The organism is Catellatospora sp. NPDC049609 (assembly GCF_040675365.1).
Lineage (GTDB): Bacteria > Actinomycetota > Actinomycetes > Mycobacteriales > Micromonosporaceae > Catellatospora.
Window position 1 is genome coordinate 1 of the sequence record NZ_JBFAOU010000015.1, and the last position, 18,497, is coordinate 18,497.

Below are 18,497 nucleotides of genomic sequence, written 5' to 3' on the forward strand. Positions count from 1 at the left end.
CACCGCGCCGCCCCCCACGGCGCGGTGGGGGGCGGCAGGTCCGTCCCGGGCCGCGTCACGGGCCGGGCGGCCGTGCGGCCCGTCGTGCGCGACGCCGTCGACCCTGCCGACGAGCCGGCCGCGGTCGGGCCTGGGAGCAGCGGCAAGGCCGGCCGCCGCAAGTGGCGCAGCATCGTGCTGGCCTCGACGGCGATCGTGGTCATGCTGCTCGGCGGCGCCCTCATCGGCGGCACCTACTTCTACGACTCGGTGCCCGAGCCCGCCGACTTCAGCGAGAACGAGAACACCTTCGTCTACTCCGCCGACGGCGAGCAGATCGCCAAGCTGGGCGGCGAGAACCGCCAGATCGTCGCCGTGTCCACGCTGTCCGACGAGGTGAAGGCGGCGCTGATCGCGGGCGAGGACAAGAACTTCTTCGACCACAGCGGCATCGACCTGTGGGGCATCGCCCGTGCCGCCTGGAACAACCTGACCGGCGGCGAGACCCAGGGCGCCTCGACGATCACCCAGCAGTACGCGCGCAACGCGGCCAAGGACCTGGAGGTCAGCTATGCCCGCAAGCTGCGCGAGGCGGTCATGGCGCGTCGGCTGGAGCAGGAGCACACCAAGGACGAGATCCTCGGCTTCTACGTCAACACGGTGTGGTTCGGGCGGGGCTCGAGCGGTGTCGGCGCGGCGGCGAAGGCGTACTTCGGCAAGCCGGCCGACAAGCTGACGGTCGAGGAGGCCGCGCTGCTGGGTGCGGTACTCAAGCAGCCCGAGCCCAACGAGCGCGACGGCACCAAGGGCTTCGACCCGCACTTCAACCCCGAGGCGGCCAAGGTGCGGTGGAACTACGTCCTCGACAACATGGTCGAGATGGGCCGGCTCGGCGCGCAGCAGCGCGCGGCGATGGCGTTCCCCGGAAAGTCCCTGCGCAGGTATTCGGCCAGCTCCGGCGAGACCGGCGTGCAGGGCACCGGCACCGGTTTCGTGATCCAGAAGTACGTCGACCGCGAGATGGCGGCCTGGGGCATCACCGACTGGCGCAACAAGGGCTACCGGATCACCACGACGATCAACGCCAAGGCGCAGAAGGCGCTGGAGGCGCAGCTGTTCCGCAGCTTCGAGTGGAAGCAGAGCTGCACCGGCAAGGGCGACAAGAAGACCTGCGTGAACGACGTCGACAAGGCGATCGACGTCAAGGGCACGAAGATCAACGGGTACCCCAAGAACGTGATCGCGGCGGGGGTGGCGATCGACCCGAAGACCGGGCGGGTGCTGGCCTACTACGGCGGCTCCGACGGCACCGGCATCGACTACGCCGGCAAGATCAATGAGGGCACCGAGTGGGAGGACGGCGGCCACCCGCCGGCGTCGTCGTTCAAGGTGTACACGCTGGCCGCCGCGATCGACGCGGGCATCTCCCTCAAGTCCACGTGGGACCCGACCCCGATCGTCGCCACCGGCAAGAACAAGAACTGCGACAAGCTGAAGCTGTGCCCGTACGAGGTGGAGAACGCCGGGCGCGACCCGGGCAAGCTCAAGTGCAAGCGCAACTGCACGCTCAAGGACGTCACCCGGATGTCGCTGAACGTGCCGTTCTTCAAGATCGCGAAGAAGGTCGGCCCTGAGAAGGTCGTCAAGATGGCGCACGCGGCCGGCGTCAACACGATGTGGGCGCTGAGCGACGGCAAGGCGCGACACCTCGACGATCCGGCCGCCGACATCAGCCGCGCCTCGTTCGACTACCAGGTCGGTTTCGGGCAGTACCCGATCACGGTGCTGGACCACGCCTCCGGCATGGCCACCTTCGCCAACCACGGCATCTACTACAAGCCGCACTTCGTGATCAAGGTCGAGAAGAAGGACGAGGCGACCGGCAGGTACCGGCTGGTGCCGCACGCCGGTGAGGTCATCCAGGCCGAGCGGCGCATCCGGGCGGAGGTCGCCGATGAGGTCACCGGCGTGCTCAAGACGATGCCCGGCTACTACTACCACCCGCTCACCGGCCGCCAGGCCGCCGCGAAGACCGGCACCTGGGAGAGCAAGGTCAAGGAGAACGCCCACTCCAACGTCTGGACCGTCGGGTACACCCCGCAGATCGCCTCGGCCATCTGGGTCGGCAACGTGAAGAACGCCTCCGACCCGATCTACCGGCCCGCCAAGCTGGGCGGCGGCAACATCACCAGCGTCGGCCTGCCCGCCGACATCTGGCAGGGCTTCATGAACGCCGCGCACACCGGGATGAAGCTCGCGCCCGAGCCGCTGGCCAACGGCACCGGCGGCAAGCTCGGCGAGTCCGAGGGCGTCGGCGACGGGGTCAAGCCGTCGCCGAAGGACGACGACGACGATGACTGCGCGAAGAAGAAGCAGTGCCCGACCACCGGGCCCGCGGTCGTCGTCGGCCCGTCGGCGACGCCGCCCGGTGGCGGGCACGGCCCGCAGCCGCCGCCGAAGCCGCTTCCCTCGGTGCTGGACGACATCCTCGACGCCGACGACTGACGCCGCGGCCGGTCCCTCGGTGAACGCGGGGTGAGCAGGGGGTTCCACCGCAGCTCAGGTGTACCGCTGGCGGTCTTCTCACATTCACCGTGAGGTCGTGTCCGGCCCATAGCGTCCCGCCGTGTCCCCTACACCTGATGTCAGCGTGGTCATCCCGACCTTCTCCCGGCCCGACCTGGTGACCCGCGCCGTGCGCAGCGCGCTGGCGCAGAGCCACGAGAACATCGAGGTCATCGTGGTGATCGACGGCCCGGACCCGGCGACCGAGACCGCGCTCGCGGCCATCGACGACACCCGCCTGCGGGTCATCCCGCTCGCCGAGCAGGGCGGCGCACAGGCTGCCCGCAACGCCGGCATCGGCGCGGCGCGGGCCGAGTGGACGGCCCTGCTCGACGACGACGACGAGTGGCTGCCCGAGAAGATCGCCGTCCAGCTCGGGCTCGCGCGGTCCGCGCACGTCGCGTCGCCGATCGTGGCCAGCCGGCTGATCAACCGGACCCCGCGCGCCGAGCTGGTGATGCCCCGCCGGCTGCCCGCCGACGGCGAGCCGCGCAGCGAGTACCTCACCGTCCGGCGCGGCCTGTTCCACGGCGAGGGCTTCGTGCAGACGTCGACCATCCTCGCGCCGACCGAGCTGTGGCGGCGGGTGCCGTTCCAGGTCGGCCTGCGCCGCCTGCACGAGCTGGACTGGACGCTGCGGGCGCTCGGCCACGACGACGTCGACCTGATCGTCGCCGAGCAGCCGCTGGTGCTCTGGTACACCGACGAGGACCGGCCCCGGGTGAGCTTCCAGGCCCCGTGGCAGAACCAGCTGGAGTGGCTGCGCCGCAGCCGGCCGCTGCTGACGAAGCGGGCCTACGCGGCGCTGGCGATGAGCGTGGTCAGCTCGATGGCGGCGACGACGCACAGCCCGAAGGTCTTCTGCACGGTGCTCGCCGAGGCCCGCCGGCACGGCCGGCCCGGCCTCATCGACTACGTGACGTACCTGCAGATCTGGCTGATCCCGCCGCGGCTGCGGGCGATCCTGCGCGACCGGCTGCTCGGCCGCGGCCGGACCGCCCGCCCCGCTGCCGCCGCGCCCGCGACCTCCCGCGCCGCCGCGCACGTGCCCGCGCCGCGCACGGCCGCCGCGCCCGAGCGGGTCGGCGAGCACCGCCCGTGAGCACCGTCCCGGCCGGGCCGCAGGCGGACGCTCCCGCCGGGTCGACGCCGGACCCCGCAGGCGGCGTGGTGGTGATCTGGCGCAGCGGGCTGCTGTCCGGCTCGGAGACCTTCATCCGCAACCACGGCACGGCGCTGACCCGGTGGCGGCCCGTCTTCCTGGGCGCGACCCGGATCGCCTCGCCGCTGGCCGCGGCCGACGACGTGGTCGCGTACCCGGACGGGCCGCGCGGGCGCGCGGCGTTCCTGCGGCTGCGGCTGACCGGCCGCTCGCCGCGCGTCCAGGCCCTGCTGCGGCGGCTGCGCCCGGCGGTGGTGCACGCGCACTTCGGCGGCGACGGCTGGCTGATCAGCGACTCGGCGGCGCGGCTGGGCGTGCCGCTGGTCGTCACGGTGCACGGGCACGACGTCACCCGCCAGCCGGCCAGCCCCGGCGCGCGCGGCGCGCGCTACCGGCGCAACCTGCGCCAGGCGTTCGACCGGGCGGCGGTCGTCATCGCCGTGTCGGAGTTCATCCGCGGCCGGGCCATCGCGCTGGGCGCCGACCCGGCCAAGGTGCGGGTGCACCACACCGGCGTGCCGATCCCGCCCGCCCCGCGCGAGCAGGACAAGCAGTGGGACGTGCTGTTCGTCGGACGGTTCGTGGCCAAGAAGGGCGTCGACGACCTGCTGGAGGCCGTGGCCCTGCTCGGCTCGCGGCCGCGGGTGCTGCTCATCGGCTCGGGGCCGCTGGAGGCCGTGCTGCGCGAGCGCGCCGCCGCGCTGGGCGTCGACGCGACCTTTCTCGGCGCGTTGCATCCCGCCGCGGTGAGCGGGTACATGGCGCAGTCGCGGATCTTCGTCTCGCCGTCGCGGACGGCACCCGACGGCGACACCGAGGGCCTGCCGACGACGATCCTGGAGGCGGCGGCGATGCGGGTGCCGACGGTCTCCACGTACCACAGCGGCATCCCGGAGGCCGTGGTGCACGGCGAGACGGGCCTGCTGTGCGCCGAGGGCGACCGGGAGGCCCTGGCCGCCCACATCGGGCGACTGCTGGCCGACGACGAGCTGCGCGAGCGCATGGGCCGGCAGGCGCGCCGCCACGTGGTGCAGCGGTTCGACCTCGCCAGGCAGACCATGCTGCTGGAGGAGCTCTACGCGCAGCTCGCCAGCCGCGAACCCGCGCGACCGGCTTCCTGATCGAAGGCCCGTTCCCACGGCCGGGAACGGACCTTCGCTCAGCCGCCCGCGCCGCCACGACCGGGCCGGATGTCCCAGCGGGCGGGCGGGTGTCCTAGCGGGACTGGATGCCGCGGACCACCGCGCGGGCGGTGCGCTTCGCCGCCTTGGCCCCGCCGACCAGCGCCTTGCCGGCGCGGGCCGGGCCCTTGCCGGTGAGCAGGGTGATGATGCGCTGGGCGCGCTTGAGCGAGTCCTCCCGCGAGGTCAGCATCTGCTCGTACCACCACACCTTCGCGCGGGCCGCGGCCAGCTCCCCCGCCAGCCGGTCGCGCTCGGCCAGCAGCTCGCGGTGGGCGGGCTCGTCCGGCCAGTCCGCCCCGGCGGGCGGGTCGGCGGGATCGAGCTCCCGCCCGGCCATGGTGGCCAGGGTCAGCGCCAGCTCGCCGGGCGAGACCGGGGACGGCCACAGGTGGGCCGTGCCCGCGTGCAGGAACGCCGCCGCGAGCCGGTGCAGCGCCGCGTCCGGCGTGCCGGCGGGCGCGAGGGCGACGAGCTCGCCGCCCGGCACCGCGACGACCTGGTCGGCGGGCACGCCCGCGGCCCGGCCGCCCTGCCAGGCTTGCAGCAGCTCGCGCAGGCGAGGCAGGTCCCGGCGCAGGCACGCGCCCAGCATCAGGTCCAGCAGGGTCCGCCCGGCGGGCACCTGCTCGACCTGCGCGGTGCCGCTGCGACGCCGGGTCCACCCGCCCGCCGGGTCGCGGTGCAGCACGACACTGCCGCTCGCGCCCACGGCGACGATCCCGTCGGGACCGGACGATGCCACCGACTCGTCCCGACCCGGCGAGGCTGCCGCTCCGTCCGAGGCCGTCCACCTGTCACCACCCGGCGACACCGCCGACCCGTCCGAGGCCGCCCGCCCGTCATTACCCGGCGACACCGCCGACCCGGCCGGGGTCGCCCACTCGTCGCCATCGGGTGGGGCCGCGGCACGGCGGGCTGCGAAGACCCATCCCGGGGCGAGCTCGGCGGCGGTGCCGTGCCGCACGGCCTCGGCCGACAGCCGGACCGGGTCGGTGAGCGCCGCTACCGGCGCGTGAGCCTGTCCGAGCATGGCCTGCAGGAAGCCGAGGTGTTCCTCGTCGGCCAGCAGCGGGGCGTCGAGCAGCACGGCGGGCGCGACCGGGGACGGGTATGCGGCATACGCGCGCCCCACCGCCAGCCCGGCCGCCGCCAGCCGGGCCCGCACCCGGGCCAGGCCCGCGGGACGGCTGGGGTCGTGCTCGGCGCCCTCGGTCCAGGCCGCGTCCGTCGGCTCGGCCGGCAGCGCCACGATGCGGTGCAGGCCCAGGTGGTTCTCCATCCCGAGCAGCAGCAGCCCGCCGGGTGCCAGCGCGGCGGTCAGCGTCGCGAACGCCTCACCCCAGGTCGGCTGCGCGGCTTCGGCGGAGGCGAGCCGGTCCAGCCCGTCGAGCGCGACCACCGTGTCGAACGGCCGCTGCCCGGCGAGCTTGTCCAGGCCGCCGCAGCACACGCTGACGCCGGCCCGGTCGGCGTACCGGGTGGCCAGGGCCTGCGCGTCGGGAACGCCGCGCACCAGCACCGTGACCTCGGCGGACGGCAGCGCGTCGAGCAGCGCCGGGTCGTGCGGCCCGGCGACGAGCGTCCGGCCGCCGGTGGACGCGAGCAGTTGGGAGAGCGCGTTCCCACGCGCCGGTCCCGGCCCGTGCGTGCCGTCCAGGTCGGACCAGACCAGCATCTCGCCGCCGGTGAGCGGTACGTTCATCAGATTCCTTCCGTGGATACTCCGGCCTTGAGGCCGGTGAGGAAACGGAACTCCTGCGGAGCAGGGCAGGCAAAGCCGATCCGCCGTCGAGGCGGACCGGACCAAGGCCCGAACCAAGGTCGCCCGGATCCATGCCCGGATCGCCGACCGGCGGCGTGACCACCTGCACCAGCTGACCACTCGGCTCGTTCGCGAGAACCAAGCGATCGTGATCGAGGACCTGGCCGTACGCAACATGGTCACCAACCACGCCCTGGCCCGCGCGATCAGCGACGCGTCCTGGCGGCAGCTGCGCAGCATGCTGGAGTACAAGGCCGCCTGGTACGGCCGGGACCTGATCGTCGTGGACCGCTGGTTCCCCTCGACCAGACTCTGCTCCACCTGCGGCGCGCTCGCTGCGAAGATGCCGCTGGACGTGCGGGAGTGGACCTGCCGATGCGGCAGCGTCCACGACCGCGACGTCAACGCGGCCCGCAACCTCCTGGCCGCCGGACTGGCGGTGACAGCCTGCGGAGACGATGTAAGACCTCAACGAGGAACCTCTCGGACGGGGCAGTCGTCGACGAAACAGGAACACCCGAGGGCGACCAAGGGAATCCCCATCCCTTAGGGCGGGGAGGATGTCAACGCCTGATCTCCTCGAGCAGTGCCGCGTCTTCGGGGTAGGGCTGCTGGAACGGGTTGGGCCAGCCGAACAGCCGGCGCAGCTCGGCCGGGTCGAGCAGCAGGTCGGCGCCCAGCTCGGCGGCGGCGACGGCCCGTGCCGCGGGCAGGTCGACCTGCTCGCCGTGCAGCTCGGGCCAGTCGCGGCGGATGCGGGGCTGCCCGCCGAAGTGCGGCTGCTCCCGTTCGAGCTGCATCGGGTCGCCGTACACGGCCGGTTCGCACCCGGCGAGGGTGCCGTAGAAGACCGCGGTGCTCAGCCGGTTGGACGCCACCCGCCGATGCCGGCGCAGCTCGGCGAGCTGCCGGTCGAGGAAGCGCGGGTCGGCGCCCTCCCACCAGGCGCCGCGGAAGCCGTGGCAGATCACCCGGAAGCCCGCCCGCTCGTAGCGGCGGCGCATGCGCCGCGACTGGTACTCCTGCCAGTAGAGGCAGACCGTCACGGGGCCGGGCTCGGTCGCCCTGATCTGGGCGATGAGCCGCTCGTGGTCGCCGAGCACGTGCTGGCCCTCCCAGCCGTGGAACGGGTACCAGATGGTGCCCTCGCGCCGCTGCCCGGCCGGTTCGGGCTGCAAGCGCAGCAGGTACGCCCATGGCGCGCCGATCGCGTACACCTGGCGGCGGCCCACCGACCAGGCACGGCGGCGGGTGCGCTCGGACCACAGGAAGGACGGGATGCCGGGCAGGTACGGATGGTCGGGCGCGAGCCCGTCGCCGATGTTCCACCCGTGCTGCAGGTATCCGTGCAGGCGCGGGGGGTCGCGCTCGTCGAGGCCGCAGTAGCGGGCGAGCACGTGGGCGTGCCCGTAGTAGTGGTTCGAGGGGTGCACGCGGCACAGTCTAAGCACACCCAAACACGTTCTGACCTGCGGCGGAACATGGTTAACGGCAGGTGAAGCGGCGGGTTCCGGTCGATGTCGGGCAGCCGAATCCTGGGCCGGCGGGCCACGGTGGACCCACCGGGTTGACTAATCGCCTCCGCTCGATGAAGCTGCTTTGGAGAGCGCTCTCCAAACAGGAAACGGCGCGTGGCCGTCCCCCCGCGCCGCGTCCTGTCCCGTCCCGTTTCTCGACAGGAGCAGCCATGTTCCGCAGACCCCCCGTCGCCAGACGGCCCCGGCACGTCCGGGCCGCGCTGGCGGCGTCCCTCACCGCCGCCCTGGTACTGCTCGCACAGTCCCTGACGGCCACCACCCCGGCGCAGGCCGCCGGTCCGCTCATCTCGCAGGGCAAGCCGGTGCTCGCGTCCTCGATCGAGGGCGCGGGCACCCCGGCCGCCGCCGCCGTCGACGGCGACCCCGGCACCCGCTGGTCCAGCACCTTCGCCGACCCGCAGTGGATCCGCGTCGACCTCGGCGCGACCGCCGCGATCGACCAGATCAGGCTCGTCTGGGAGGCGGCGTACGCGACCGCCTTCCAGATCCAGGTCTCACCCGACGGGAACAGCTGGACCAACATCTACTCCACCACCACCGGCCCCGGCGGCACGCAGACCCTCGCCGTCACCGGCAGCGGCCGCTACGTGCGCATGTACGGCACCACGCGCGCCAACGGCTACGGCTACTCGCTGTGGGAGTTCCAGGTCTTCGGCACCATCGGCGGCCAGCCCAGCCCCAGCGCGAGCCCCAGCACCAGCCCGAGCCCCGGCCCGGACCCGGGCGGCACGCCGATCTCGGAGTTCAGGAAGGTCGAGGCGTCGTCGTACGAGGGCGGCAACGCCCCCGCCGCGGCCCTGGACGGGCGCACCACCACCCGGTGGTCCAGCCAGTTCAGCGACCCGCAGTGGATCCGGATCGACTTCGAGGGCACGGCCACCGTCAGCAGGGTCGTGCTCAACTGGGAGTCGGCGTTCGCCCGCGCCTTCCGGATCGAGACGTCCAACGACGCGGTGAACTGGACCAGCATCTACTCGACGACCACCGGCAACGGTGGCGTGCAGACGCTGAACGTCGGCGGCAGCGGCCGCTACCTGCGCCTCTACGGCACGCAGCGGGCCACCGGCTACGGCTACTCGCTGTGGGAGCTGCAGGTGTTCGGCACGGTCAACACCTCGGCGAACACCCCGCCGCTGCTGTCCGGCCCGACCCGGGCCCCGGCGGCCACCGGCCAGTTCCAGCTGACCGGTCCCGCCGACGCGGCGATGATCACCAGCACCCGGCGGCCCGCGCTGAGCTGGAACGCGGTCGGCGGCGCCGCCCGCTACCAGGTCTGGATCAACATCAGCCGCACCGACTACGACTTCACCCAGTCGGGCAACCTCATCGACCTGTACACCAAGGTCGCCGAGCCCACCGGCACCACCTACACCCCCACCTGGGACATCTCCGACCGGTGGACCTACAAGTGGTACGTCGTCGCGGTCAACGGCTCCGGCGGCACCATCTCGGTGTCGAACATCCGGCGGTTCAGCGTCTACCTGCCGGTGCTGGAGACCGTCGCCGACGGGATCAACATCGTCAACGGCAGCCGCGACCTGAACAAGAACGGCGCCATCGAGCCGTACGAGGACTGGCGCCAGCCGGTCGAGGCGCGGGTCAACGACCTCCTCGGGCGCATGACGCTGGAGGAGAAGGCGTACCAGATGTTCTACAACGCCCAGGCGTTCAACCGCTCGGGCTGGCACTTCGGCCCCGCCGAGGGCCCGGACCTGCACGCCTTCCTGCTGTCGTCGGCGGCCAGCCGCCTCGGCATCCCGTTCGTGTCCGCGGGCGACACCATCCACGGGTACAAGACCACCTACCCGACGCAGAGCGCGCTGGCCGCGGGACGCAATTACCCGCTGCAGTACAAGCTCGGTGACATGCAGCGCCGCGAGCAGCTCGAAGTGGGCACCCGCGGCGTGCTCGGCCCACTCGCCGAGGTCGGCACGAAGGTGATCTACCCGCGCATCCAGGAGGGCAACGGCGAGAACGCCGACGTCGCCGCCGCCCAGGTCCGAGCGCTGGTAGCGGGCCTGCAGGGTGGTCCGGAGCTCAACCCGCAGTCGGTGCTGGCCACGGTCAAGCACTGGCCCGGCGAGGGCGCGGGCGGCGAGGCGCTGATCGTGTACGACGCGGTCACCATCAAGTACCACATGATCCCGTTCCGGGCGGCGCTGGAGGCCGGCGCGGTCAACATCATGCCGGGGTACGCGGGCAGCTCGTTCCTGGACCCGGGCGGTCCGGGTGCGGGCGACAGCGCGCCGATCCTGGCGTACCTGCGCAACAACCTGGGCTTCACCGGCCTGATCACCACGGACTGGCTGCCGTCGGGCTCGTGGGTCGGCGCGGCCAAGGCCGGCTCGGACGTGATGGGCGGCGCCGACCCGGGCGCACCCGGCTACTCGATGGCGACCTTCACCGCCGGGGTGCCCGCGGCCCGCATCGACGACGCGGTCCGCCGCGTGCTGCGGCTGAAGTTCCAGCTCGGCATCTTCGAGGCCCCGTACGGCGACCCGGTCAACGGGCAGTACCGGATGCACCAGCCCGCGTACACGAAGCTGGCGAACCAGGCGTCCCGCGAGGCGATGACGCTGCTGAAGAACAACGGCGTGCTGCCCCTGCGGCTCAATGCGGGCGACAACATCGTCGTGGCCGGCCCGCGCGCCGCGGACGCGCTGGCCTGCTGCATCTGGACCAGCTACTTCCACCAGGAGTACGGGTCGAAGAACATCATCGACGCGATCCGCGCCAGGGCGGCCACCGCCGGGGTCAACGTGTACCAGGACTCCGGGCCCGCGCCGAAGCTGGCCGTCGTCGCGGTCGGCGAGGGTTCCTACACCCACGGCACGAACTGGGTCAAGGAGCAGCCCTACCTGCCGCCGGACCAGCTCGCGATCATCCAGAACTTCCGCAACCAGAACATCCCGGTGGTGGTCGTGCTGGTGATGCCGCGCCCGTACGTGATCACCGAATGGGACGGCCTGGCCGCCGCCACCGTGGTCACCTACCGCGGCGGCGAGGAGATGGGGCCCGCCCTGGCGAGCCTGCTGTTCGGCGACTACACGCCGAGCGGCAAGCTGCCCTGGCAGCTGCCCCGCAACCTGTCCGACGTGCTCCGGCCCGGCGGCAGCGACGTGCTCGCCGACGCGACCGAGGCCTGGGACCTGCCCTACGACCTGGGCGCCACCACCGCCCAGCGCAACGAGATCCGGGCCCGGATCGACGCCGGACAGCCGGTGCCGACGACGTACGGCAACCCGCTGTACCCGTACGGAGCCGGGCGCACCGGCTGGTGACACCGCACCGGGCGGCCGGCCCCTTCCCCGGGTCGGCCGCCCGGCCACGGCGGGTCAGCGGAAGTCGTTCTCCGTCAGCGGGATCACCCACGCGCGGCGCTCGGCGATCAGCCCGCCGCGCATCACGAACACCTCCGCCATGGACATGCGCATCACCGAGCCGTCGACGCGCGTGGCCGAGCCGGTCAGCTCGGCCATGACCACGTCGTCCTGCTCGACCATGCGGACCACGTCCAGCGTCGGCGGCTGGATGAACCCCTCACCGTCGATCGCCTCGTCGTAGGCCTGCTTGCCGGTCAGGTGGAACGCGCCGTACACGGTCCACTCGATGTCGTCGGTCAGGCACGACAGGATCTGCGCGTGGTCGTTCTTGCGGAACCCGTCCAGGTAACGCTCGACCGTCCGTTTGTTCTCCGACATCCGTTCTCCATCCCGTCGAGCCCGGCCGGGCTCAACGTATCCGGACGACCCGGCACCCGCCGGGCCGCCACACCGGTCGACTCGACGCCGGTGCACGCCGGAAGGGCCTGGACGGCCCTCCCCCACGTGGACGGAGCCAACCGGCCCGCCTCGACATCCCGCACCGTCCCACTTCGCGGTGCGCGGGCACGCGGTGGGTGATGATCGCCGTTTCTGGTCAGGAAGTGCAGTCAGACCACAGCTCCTGACCGGAAGCGGCGATCATCGCTCGGCTGGTGGCCGTTTCGCGGTGGGTGTGGTGGGCGTTGTGCCGTCGTGCGGGGCGAGATCCGGGGACCGGCACCGGCGCCCCGGACGGTGCGCGACGCTGACAACCTGACCGGGTGACAGGAGGTGGCCATGAGCAGCGGCGCGGCCGGCGGCACCGCCGTCGCCACCTCCGGGGTCGTGCTGCCCACGCTCGCCGCGGGGCAGTTCCTGATGACGCTGGACAGCTCGGTGATGAACGTGTCGATCGCGACGGTGGCGGCCGACGTCGGCACCGACGTCACCGGCATCCAGAGCGCGATCACGATGTACACGCTGGTCATGGCGGCGCTGATGATCACCGGCGGCAAGCTGGGCCAGATCATGGGCTACCAGCGCGCGTTCGCGCTGGGCTGCGTGATCTACGGCGCCGGGTCCCTGCTCACCTCGCTGGCCCCGAACCTCGCCGTGCTCCTGCTCGGCTGGTCGGTGCTGGAGGGCGTCGGCGCGGCCCTGATCCTGCCCGCGATCGTGGCGCTGGTCGCGTCGAACTTCGACCGCTCCGCACGGCCGCGCGCGTACGGGCTGGTCGCCGCGTCCGGCGCGATCGCGGTGGCGGTCGGGCCGCTCATCGGCGGGGCGCTGACCACGTACGCCTCCTGGCGCTGGGTGTTCGCCGGGGAGGTCGTGGTGGTGCTCGGCATCCTCGCGCTCACCCGGCGGATGGCCGCCCCGCCGCCCGTCCCGGGCACCCGCCTGGACCTCGGCGGCACCGGGCTGTCCGCCCTGGGCCTGGTCCTGGTCGTCTACGGCATCCTGCGCGCCGGGGCGTGGGGGTTCGTCAACCCGAAGCCGGGCGGCCCCGTCTGGTTCGGTCTGTCGCCGGTGCTGTGGCTGGTCATCGCGGGCGGCCTGGTGCTGCTGGGGTTCCTGGGCCGGGAACGCCGCCGCCGCGACCGCGGGCAGCCGGTGCTGATCGACCCCGCCATGCTGGACAACCGGCGCCTGCGCGGCGGCCTGACCGCGTTCGGCTTCCAGTACCTGCTGCAGGCGGGCCTGTTCTTCACCGTGCCGCTGTTCCTGTCAGTCGCGCTGGGCCTGTCCGCCGTCGACACCGGCGTACGCATCCTGCCGCTGTCGGTGTCGCTGCTCGTGGCGGCGGTCGGCATCCCCCGGTTCCTGCCCCGGGCTTCCCCGCGCCGCGTGGTGCGATTCGGCTTCCTGTCGCTGCTCGTCGGCCTGGTCGTGCTGGCCGCGGCGCTGGAACTGGGCGCCGGTCCGGAGATCGTCACCGTGCCGATGCTGCTGGCCGGGCTGGGCATCGGGGCGCTGGCGTCGCAACTGGGGGCCGTCACCGTCTCGGCCGTGCCCGATGAGCAGAGCGCCGAGGTCGGCGGGCTGCAGAACACGATCACCAACCTGGGCGCCTCGATCGGCACGGCACTGGCCGGTGCGGTGCTGATCTCGCAGCTGACGACGTCGTTCCTGACCGGTGTCCGGGACAACCCCGCCGTGCCCGACGCCGTGTTCGAGCAGGCACAGGTGCAGCTGGCCGCCGGGGTGCCGTTCGTGTCGGACGCGCAGCTGTCGCAGTCGCTGGCCGCCGCGGGAGTCGACCAGCAGCAGGCCGATGCGATCGTCGCGGAGAACGAGCAGGCCCGGCTCGACGGGCTGCGCGCCGCGCTGGCCCTGCTGGCCATACTCGCGCTGGTGGCCCTGTTCGTCGCCCGCCGCATCCCGGACCGTCAGCCGGACGACACCGACCTGGCGGACTGAACGGCGCTATCCGCGGATCTCGCCGTGGCCCTCGTTGTCGACCACGACGTGCACCGATTCACCGTCGTAGATAGAACTCCATGCCGTCCATCACTTGTGTGTGCATGGCCGTCGAGCGAACATCCGCATGCGAGCCGTCCCTGGTCGTTCAGCCGATCTGGCTGCGGCTCTGGCGGCTGGGCATTCCGGTGATGCGAAACATCGACCGCATGCTCTGCTCCTGGACCCCGGCGAGCCACTCTCCCAGCGCCTTCGGGTCGATCGCCGCCGCCTCGGATGAGTCAGCCCTCCGCGAGGCCGCCCAAGCGGCGTCGACCGCCAGGACGATCTCCCTCGCGAGCCATCAGCGAGGTGCGGTCGTCGAGCCGGAGCCGGCCCGCAGAGCCGGCGATCGCGGAGAAGGGATCAGGCGGGCGGGGCCGCCTCGATCTCGAGGTCGAAGTCGATGCCCTTGGCCTGGAACCAGGTCATCGGGTTCTGCACGACCCCGTCGACGTACACCTCGAGGTGCAGGTGGGTGCCGTAGGCGTAGCCGGTGTTGCCGAGCAGGCCGATGGGCTCGCCGGCGGCGACCTTCTGGCCGACCTTGACAAGCACCGCGCTGGAGTGCGCGTACACGGTCTTGACGCCCTCGCCGTGGTCGACGGTGATGGAGTTGCCGAAGGCGCCGTTCCAGCCGGCCTGGATCACGGTGCCGCCGTGCACCGACATGAACGGGGTGCCCTCGGGCAGGCCGCCCAGGTCCAGCCCCTTGGCGAGCAGGCTCGACCGCACCGCGTGCCGGTCGATGATGTCGTAGTCGTGCATCGGCAGCACCCACGCGTTGACCGCGGTCTCGCTGACCGAGGAGTCCATCGTGCGCTCGGCACGGTCGGCACGGTCGGCGGCCTGGGCGCGGGCGTCGAGCACCGTGCCCGCGGCGACCTCTACGACCGGATCGGTCTTCGCGTCGTCGACGGTCGCTCCCGCGCCGAGCGCGACCACGCCCGCGCCGGCGGCAGCGGTGGCAAGGACTGCGGCGTACCGACGGCGGGACGGTGCCGCCGCGCGACGCCTGCCGCGATATCTATCGCCTTCCTTGGAAACCTCTGGCCGGTACTGCACGCGACGCTCCGTATCTGTCAAGGGGCAAGAGACAAGGTAGCGAACCCGAAGACGTGGCCACAAACCATAAGGGGTGACAGTTTGCTGACGCAGCGTTGTCTTCGCTGCTGATCCGGTACGCAAATCGGACACAAGTTCACCGAAAGTCATTTCCGTCGCAGGCCCCCCGTAGGCGTGACACAGGCGGTATGCCCTCGTTGCGCATGTTGTGATCGAGGACCTGGACGCACCGGCGGGCCGCGTGGGCGGTGCCGGAGCGTCACCGCCGCCGTGACGCGGCGTGCCGCCGTCGTGGTCGGGCGGGCCGTTGCCGCCGCGGCGCTGGTGCTGGCGCTGGCCGCCTGCGGGGAGGGCTTCGGCGGCGGCCCGGTCCCGCAGCAGACCGGCCCGGCGACGCTGCAGGTGCTCATCAGCTCGTCCGGCGCCGCCGAGACCCGCGCGGTCACCGACGCGGCGCAGCGGTACGCGGCGGCCAGCGGCGACACCGTCACCGTCATCCCCGCGCAGGACATCGAGCAGCAGCTCGGCCAGGCGCTGGCGGGCAGCGCGCCGCCGGACGTGTTCTACGTCGACGCGGCCCGCTTCGCCGACTACGCCTCGGTCGGCGCGCTGGAGCCGTACGCGCAGGGGCTGCCCGCGGCGGGCGACTTCTACCCGGCGCTGCGGGAGGCGTTCACCTACGACGGCCGGTTCTACTGCGCGCCCAAGGACTTCGCGACGCTCGCGCTGCAGGTCAACGAGCAGCTGTGGGCGCGGGCCGGGCTGGGCGCGGCCGACGTCCCGCGTGACTGGGCGGGGCTGCGGGAGGTCGCCGCGCGGATCAGGGACGCCGGGATCGTGCCGCTGGTGCTGGACTCGACGTTCGACCGGATCGGGGCCTTCATGCTGCAGGCGGGCGGCTGGCCGGTCAGCGCCGACGGGAAGTCGGCCACCGCGGACAGCCCGCAGAACCTGCAGGCGCTGGAGTACGTGCAGGGCCTGCTGCGCGACGGGCTCGCGCGCTATCCGCAGCAGGTCGACACGGGCTGGGCCGGGGAGGCGTTCGGGCGGGGCATGACCGCGATGACGATCGAGGGCAACTGGATCCGGGGCGCGCTGGCCGCCGACTATCCCGCGATCGGGTACACCGTCCACGAGCTGCCCGCAGGCCCGGCCGGACCGGGGACGCTGTCGTTCACCACCTGCTGGGGCGTGTCGGCCCGCAGCCGGTTCAAGGAGCAGGCGGTGCGGTTCGTGCAGGCGATGACGACGGCCGACGCGCAGCTCGCCTTCGCCCGCGCGTACGGGGTCATGCCGTCGATCGTCTCGGCGCGGGAGGCCTACCTGCGGGAGTTCCCGGCGGACGCGCCGTTCCTGGCTGGCGCCGACCACGCCCGCGGCCCGGTCAACGCCCCGCGGATGGACCGGGTCATCTCGGACTTCGACTCCCAGCTGCAGCGGCTCGCCGTGGCCGACCCGGCGGCGCTGCTGCGCCGGCTGCAGCGCAACACCACCGCGGCGCTGGCGCGGTGAGCGCCACCGGGCAGGCGGCGAGCCGCCGACGCAGTCGCGGCGTAAGGGGGAACGAGACCGTCGCCGGGTGGCTGTTCGTCGCGCCGATGATCGCGATCCTCGGACTGTTCCTGCTGCTGCCGATCGGGATGGCGTTGTGGGTGAGCCTGACCGGCTGGGACGGGCAGGGCAGCCCGTTCGCGGCCGGGGTGCCGTTCGTCGGCGCGGCGAACTACACCTCGCTGTTCCTGCAGGAGGGGCTGACCCGTGAACAGTTCATGATCAGCATCCGGAACAACCTGTACTACGTCGCCGTCGCGGTGCCCGCGCAGACGCTGCTCGCGCTCGGCCTGGCCCTGGTCGTCGACCAGCGGTGGCTGCGCGGCCGGACCTTCTTCCGCACCGCGTACTACTTCCCGTCGGTCACCAGCTCGGTCGCGATCAGCGTGGTGTTCCTGTTCCTGTTCGCCAACTCGGGCGCGGTCAACGCGCTGCTGGCGTTCCTGGGCATCGACGGGCCGGCCTGGTTCGCCGACCCGCGCGGGCTGGTCCACCTGGTGCTGGGCGGCCTCGGCCTGGCCGACCCGGACCACCCGCCGGCGGCGCTGGCCGACCATGGGCTGTTCGGGCTGTCCTGGTGGGAGTGGCTGGCCGGGCCGAGCGTCGCGATGACCACGATCATCATGCTGGTGGTCTGGACGACCGCGGGCACCTTCATGCTGATCTTCCTGGCCGCCCTGCAGGACGTGCCGCCGCAGCTCGACGAGGCCGCCCTGGTCGACGGGGCGACCGCCTGGCAGCGGCTGCGCCACGTCACCCTGCCGATGCTGCGCCCGGCGCTGTTCCTGGTGGTCACCCTGGGCCTGATCGGCACCTGGCAGGTCTTCGACCAGATCTACGTGATGAGCCAGGGCGACCCGGCCGGCACCACGCTCACCCCCGCCTACCTGTCCTACCGGACCGCGTTCACCGACTTCGAGTACGGCACCGGCGCGGCGATCTCGTTCGTGCTGTTCCTGATCATCGTGACGATGACGCTGCTGCAGCGGTGGATCATGCGCGATCGTGACGTGCCCGCCCCGCGCCGCCGCTGGTGGCAGGTATGGCGGAGGTCCCGCTCATGACCGCTCGCTCCCGCCGCGGCGCCGGCGCGCGCGTGCGCACGGTGCTCAGCTACGCCGTGCTGATCCTGTTCGCGCTGGTGTTCCTCTACCCGTTCGTCATCCAGACCGCCACCGCGTTCAAGACCGAGCCGGACGCGGCGGCGCATCCGCTGTCGCCGATCCCCGACCCGTTCACCGCCGAGGCGTTCGCGCACGTGTTCGGCGGCACCGGCTTCCCGCTGTGGGTGGCCAACTCGCTGCTGGTCACCGTGCTCGTCACGGCCGGCCGGGTGTTCCTGGACTCGCTGGCCGGATACGCGCTGGCCCGGCTGCGCTTCCGCGGGCGGGGGGCGGTCACCGCGATGGTGCTGGCGGTGATGGCCGTGCCCGGGGTGGTGCTGCTGATCCCGAAGTTCCTGGTCCTCAACTCCCTCGGCATCTACGACACCTACTCCGCGCTGGTGCTGCCGCTGATCGTGGACGCGGCGGGGGTCTTCATCATGCGGCAGTTCTTCCTGTCCGTGCCGCCCAGCCTGGAGGAGGCCGCCCGGATGGACGGCGCCGGGGTGTTCCGCACGTACTGGTCGGTCATCCTGCCGATGGCCAGGCCGGCCCTGATCACGCTGACCATCCTGTCGTTCCAGTCGTCGTGGAACGAGTTCCCGCACACCGTCGTCGCGGTGCAGAACCCGAACCTCTACACCCTGCCGCGCGGCATCGCGAACCTGGTCGCGGGCTCGCTGGGGGCGGGGACGCAGTATCCACTGAAGCTCGCCGCCGCGCTGCTGGCCACCATCCCCGTCGCGATCATCTTCATCGTCTTCCAGCGCTACTTCGTCCGGGGCGCGGCCGAAGGGGCCAGCAAGGAGTAGGCCGGGCGGCCCTG

General features: G+C 72.4%; 12 protein-coding genes and 1 pseudogene. 9 read left to right on the forward strand and 4 right to left on the reverse strand.

Annotated elements, in window-relative coordinates; translation table 11 throughout:
• The 3 genes from AB0J67_RS06795 to AB0J67_RS06805 all read left to right on the forward strand — a co-directional run.
• A partial coding sequence (locus AB0J67_RS06795) for a transglycosylase domain-containing protein (RefSeq protein ID WP_363477118.1) occupies positions 1–2,484 on the forward strand: 2,484 nt, incomplete at its 5' end.
• Between the two features lie 121 nt (positions 2,485–2,605).
• Positions 2,606–3,646 (forward strand): glycosyltransferase family 2 protein, encoded by a 1,041-nt coding sequence (locus AB0J67_RS06800; RefSeq protein WP_363477121.1) that lies wholly within the window; start codon positions 2,606–2,608, stop codon positions 3,644–3,646.
• The gene (locus AB0J67_RS06805) at positions 3,643–4,827 is read left to right on the forward strand and encodes a glycosyltransferase (RefSeq protein WP_363477124.1); all 1,185 of its coding nucleotides are present in this window, start codon (positions 3,643–3,645) and stop codon (positions 4,825–4,827) included. Before AB0J67_RS06800 ends, AB0J67_RS06805 begins: the two co-directional genes overlap by 4 nt.
• 94 nt (positions 4,828–4,921) lie before the next feature.
• On the opposite strand, the gene AB0J67_RS06810 is transcribed toward AB0J67_RS06805, so the two are convergent.
• A complete protein-coding gene (locus AB0J67_RS06810) occupies positions 4,922–6,592 on the reverse strand; it encodes a hypothetical protein (RefSeq protein WP_363477127.1) in 1,671 nt (556 codons plus the stop codon).
• 82 nt (positions 6,593–6,674) lie between these two features.
• Between AB0J67_RS06810 and AB0J67_RS06815 the strand changes: the two are divergent.
• Positions 6,675–7,202 (forward strand): annotated as a pseudogene (locus tag AB0J67_RS06815) (RNA-guided endonuclease TnpB family protein); the annotation flags it as partial.
• 13 nt (positions 7,203–7,215) lie between these two features.
• Here the strand turns inward: AB0J67_RS06815 and AB0J67_RS06820 are convergent.
• Positions 7,216–8,085 (reverse strand): hypothetical protein, encoded by an 870-nt coding sequence (locus AB0J67_RS06820; RefSeq protein WP_363477130.1) that lies wholly within the window; start codon positions 8,083–8,085, stop codon positions 7,216–7,218.
• Positions 8,086–8,339: 254 nt separating this feature from the next.
• On the opposite strand from AB0J67_RS06820, the gene AB0J67_RS06825 reads away from it, so the two are divergent.
• A complete protein-coding gene (locus AB0J67_RS06825; RefSeq protein WP_363477133.1) occupies positions 8,340–11,471 on the forward strand; it encodes a discoidin domain-containing protein in 3,132 nt (1,043 codons plus the stop codon).
• Positions 11,472–11,525: 54 nt separating this feature from the next.
• Here the strand turns inward: AB0J67_RS06825 and AB0J67_RS06830 are convergent, their stop codons facing one another.
• Positions 11,526–11,891: a nuclear transport factor 2 family protein gene (locus AB0J67_RS06830; protein ID WP_363477136.1), complete on the reverse strand. Its 366-nt coding sequence runs from the start codon at positions 11,889–11,891 to the stop codon at positions 11,526–11,528.
• A 399-nt stretch (positions 11,892–12,290) separates the two neighbouring features.
• Here AB0J67_RS06830 and AB0J67_RS06835 point away from each other — a divergent pair, with 399 nt between their 5' ends.
• Positions 12,291–13,913, forward strand: a complete 1,623-nt coding sequence (locus AB0J67_RS06835) for an MFS transporter (protein WP_363477139.1) — start codon at positions 12,291–12,293, stop codon at positions 13,911–13,913.
• Positions 13,914–14,318: 405 nt separating this feature from the next.
• Here the strand turns inward: AB0J67_RS06835 and AB0J67_RS06840 are convergent, their stop codons facing one another.
• Positions 14,319–15,017: a M23 family metallopeptidase gene (locus AB0J67_RS06840; RefSeq protein WP_363477142.1), complete on the reverse strand. Its 699-nt coding sequence runs from the start codon at positions 15,015–15,017 to the stop codon at positions 14,319–14,321.
• Positions 15,018–15,287: 270 nt separating this feature from the next.
• On the opposite strand from AB0J67_RS06840, the gene AB0J67_RS06845 reads away from it, so the two are divergent.
• From AB0J67_RS06845 to AB0J67_RS06855, 3 genes are read left to right on the forward strand one after another with little or no spacing between them, the layout of a single operon-like run.
• Complete coding sequence (locus AB0J67_RS06845) at positions 15,288–16,529, forward strand: extracellular solute-binding protein (protein ID WP_363477145.1); 1,242 nt, start codon at positions 15,288–15,290, stop codon at positions 16,527–16,529.
• A complete protein-coding gene (locus AB0J67_RS06850) occupies positions 16,526–17,632 on the forward strand; it encodes a sugar ABC transporter permease (RefSeq protein ID WP_363477148.1) in 1,107 nt (368 codons plus the stop codon). Before AB0J67_RS06845 ends, AB0J67_RS06850 begins: the two co-directional genes overlap by 4 nt.
• Positions 17,629–18,483, forward strand: coding sequence for a carbohydrate ABC transporter permease (locus AB0J67_RS06855; RefSeq protein WP_363477151.1), 855 nt, complete (start codon positions 17,629–17,631; stop codon positions 18,481–18,483). The genes AB0J67_RS06850 and AB0J67_RS06855 overlap by 4 nt, the downstream gene beginning before the upstream one ends.
• Positions 18,484–18,497: the final 14 nt, after the last annotated feature.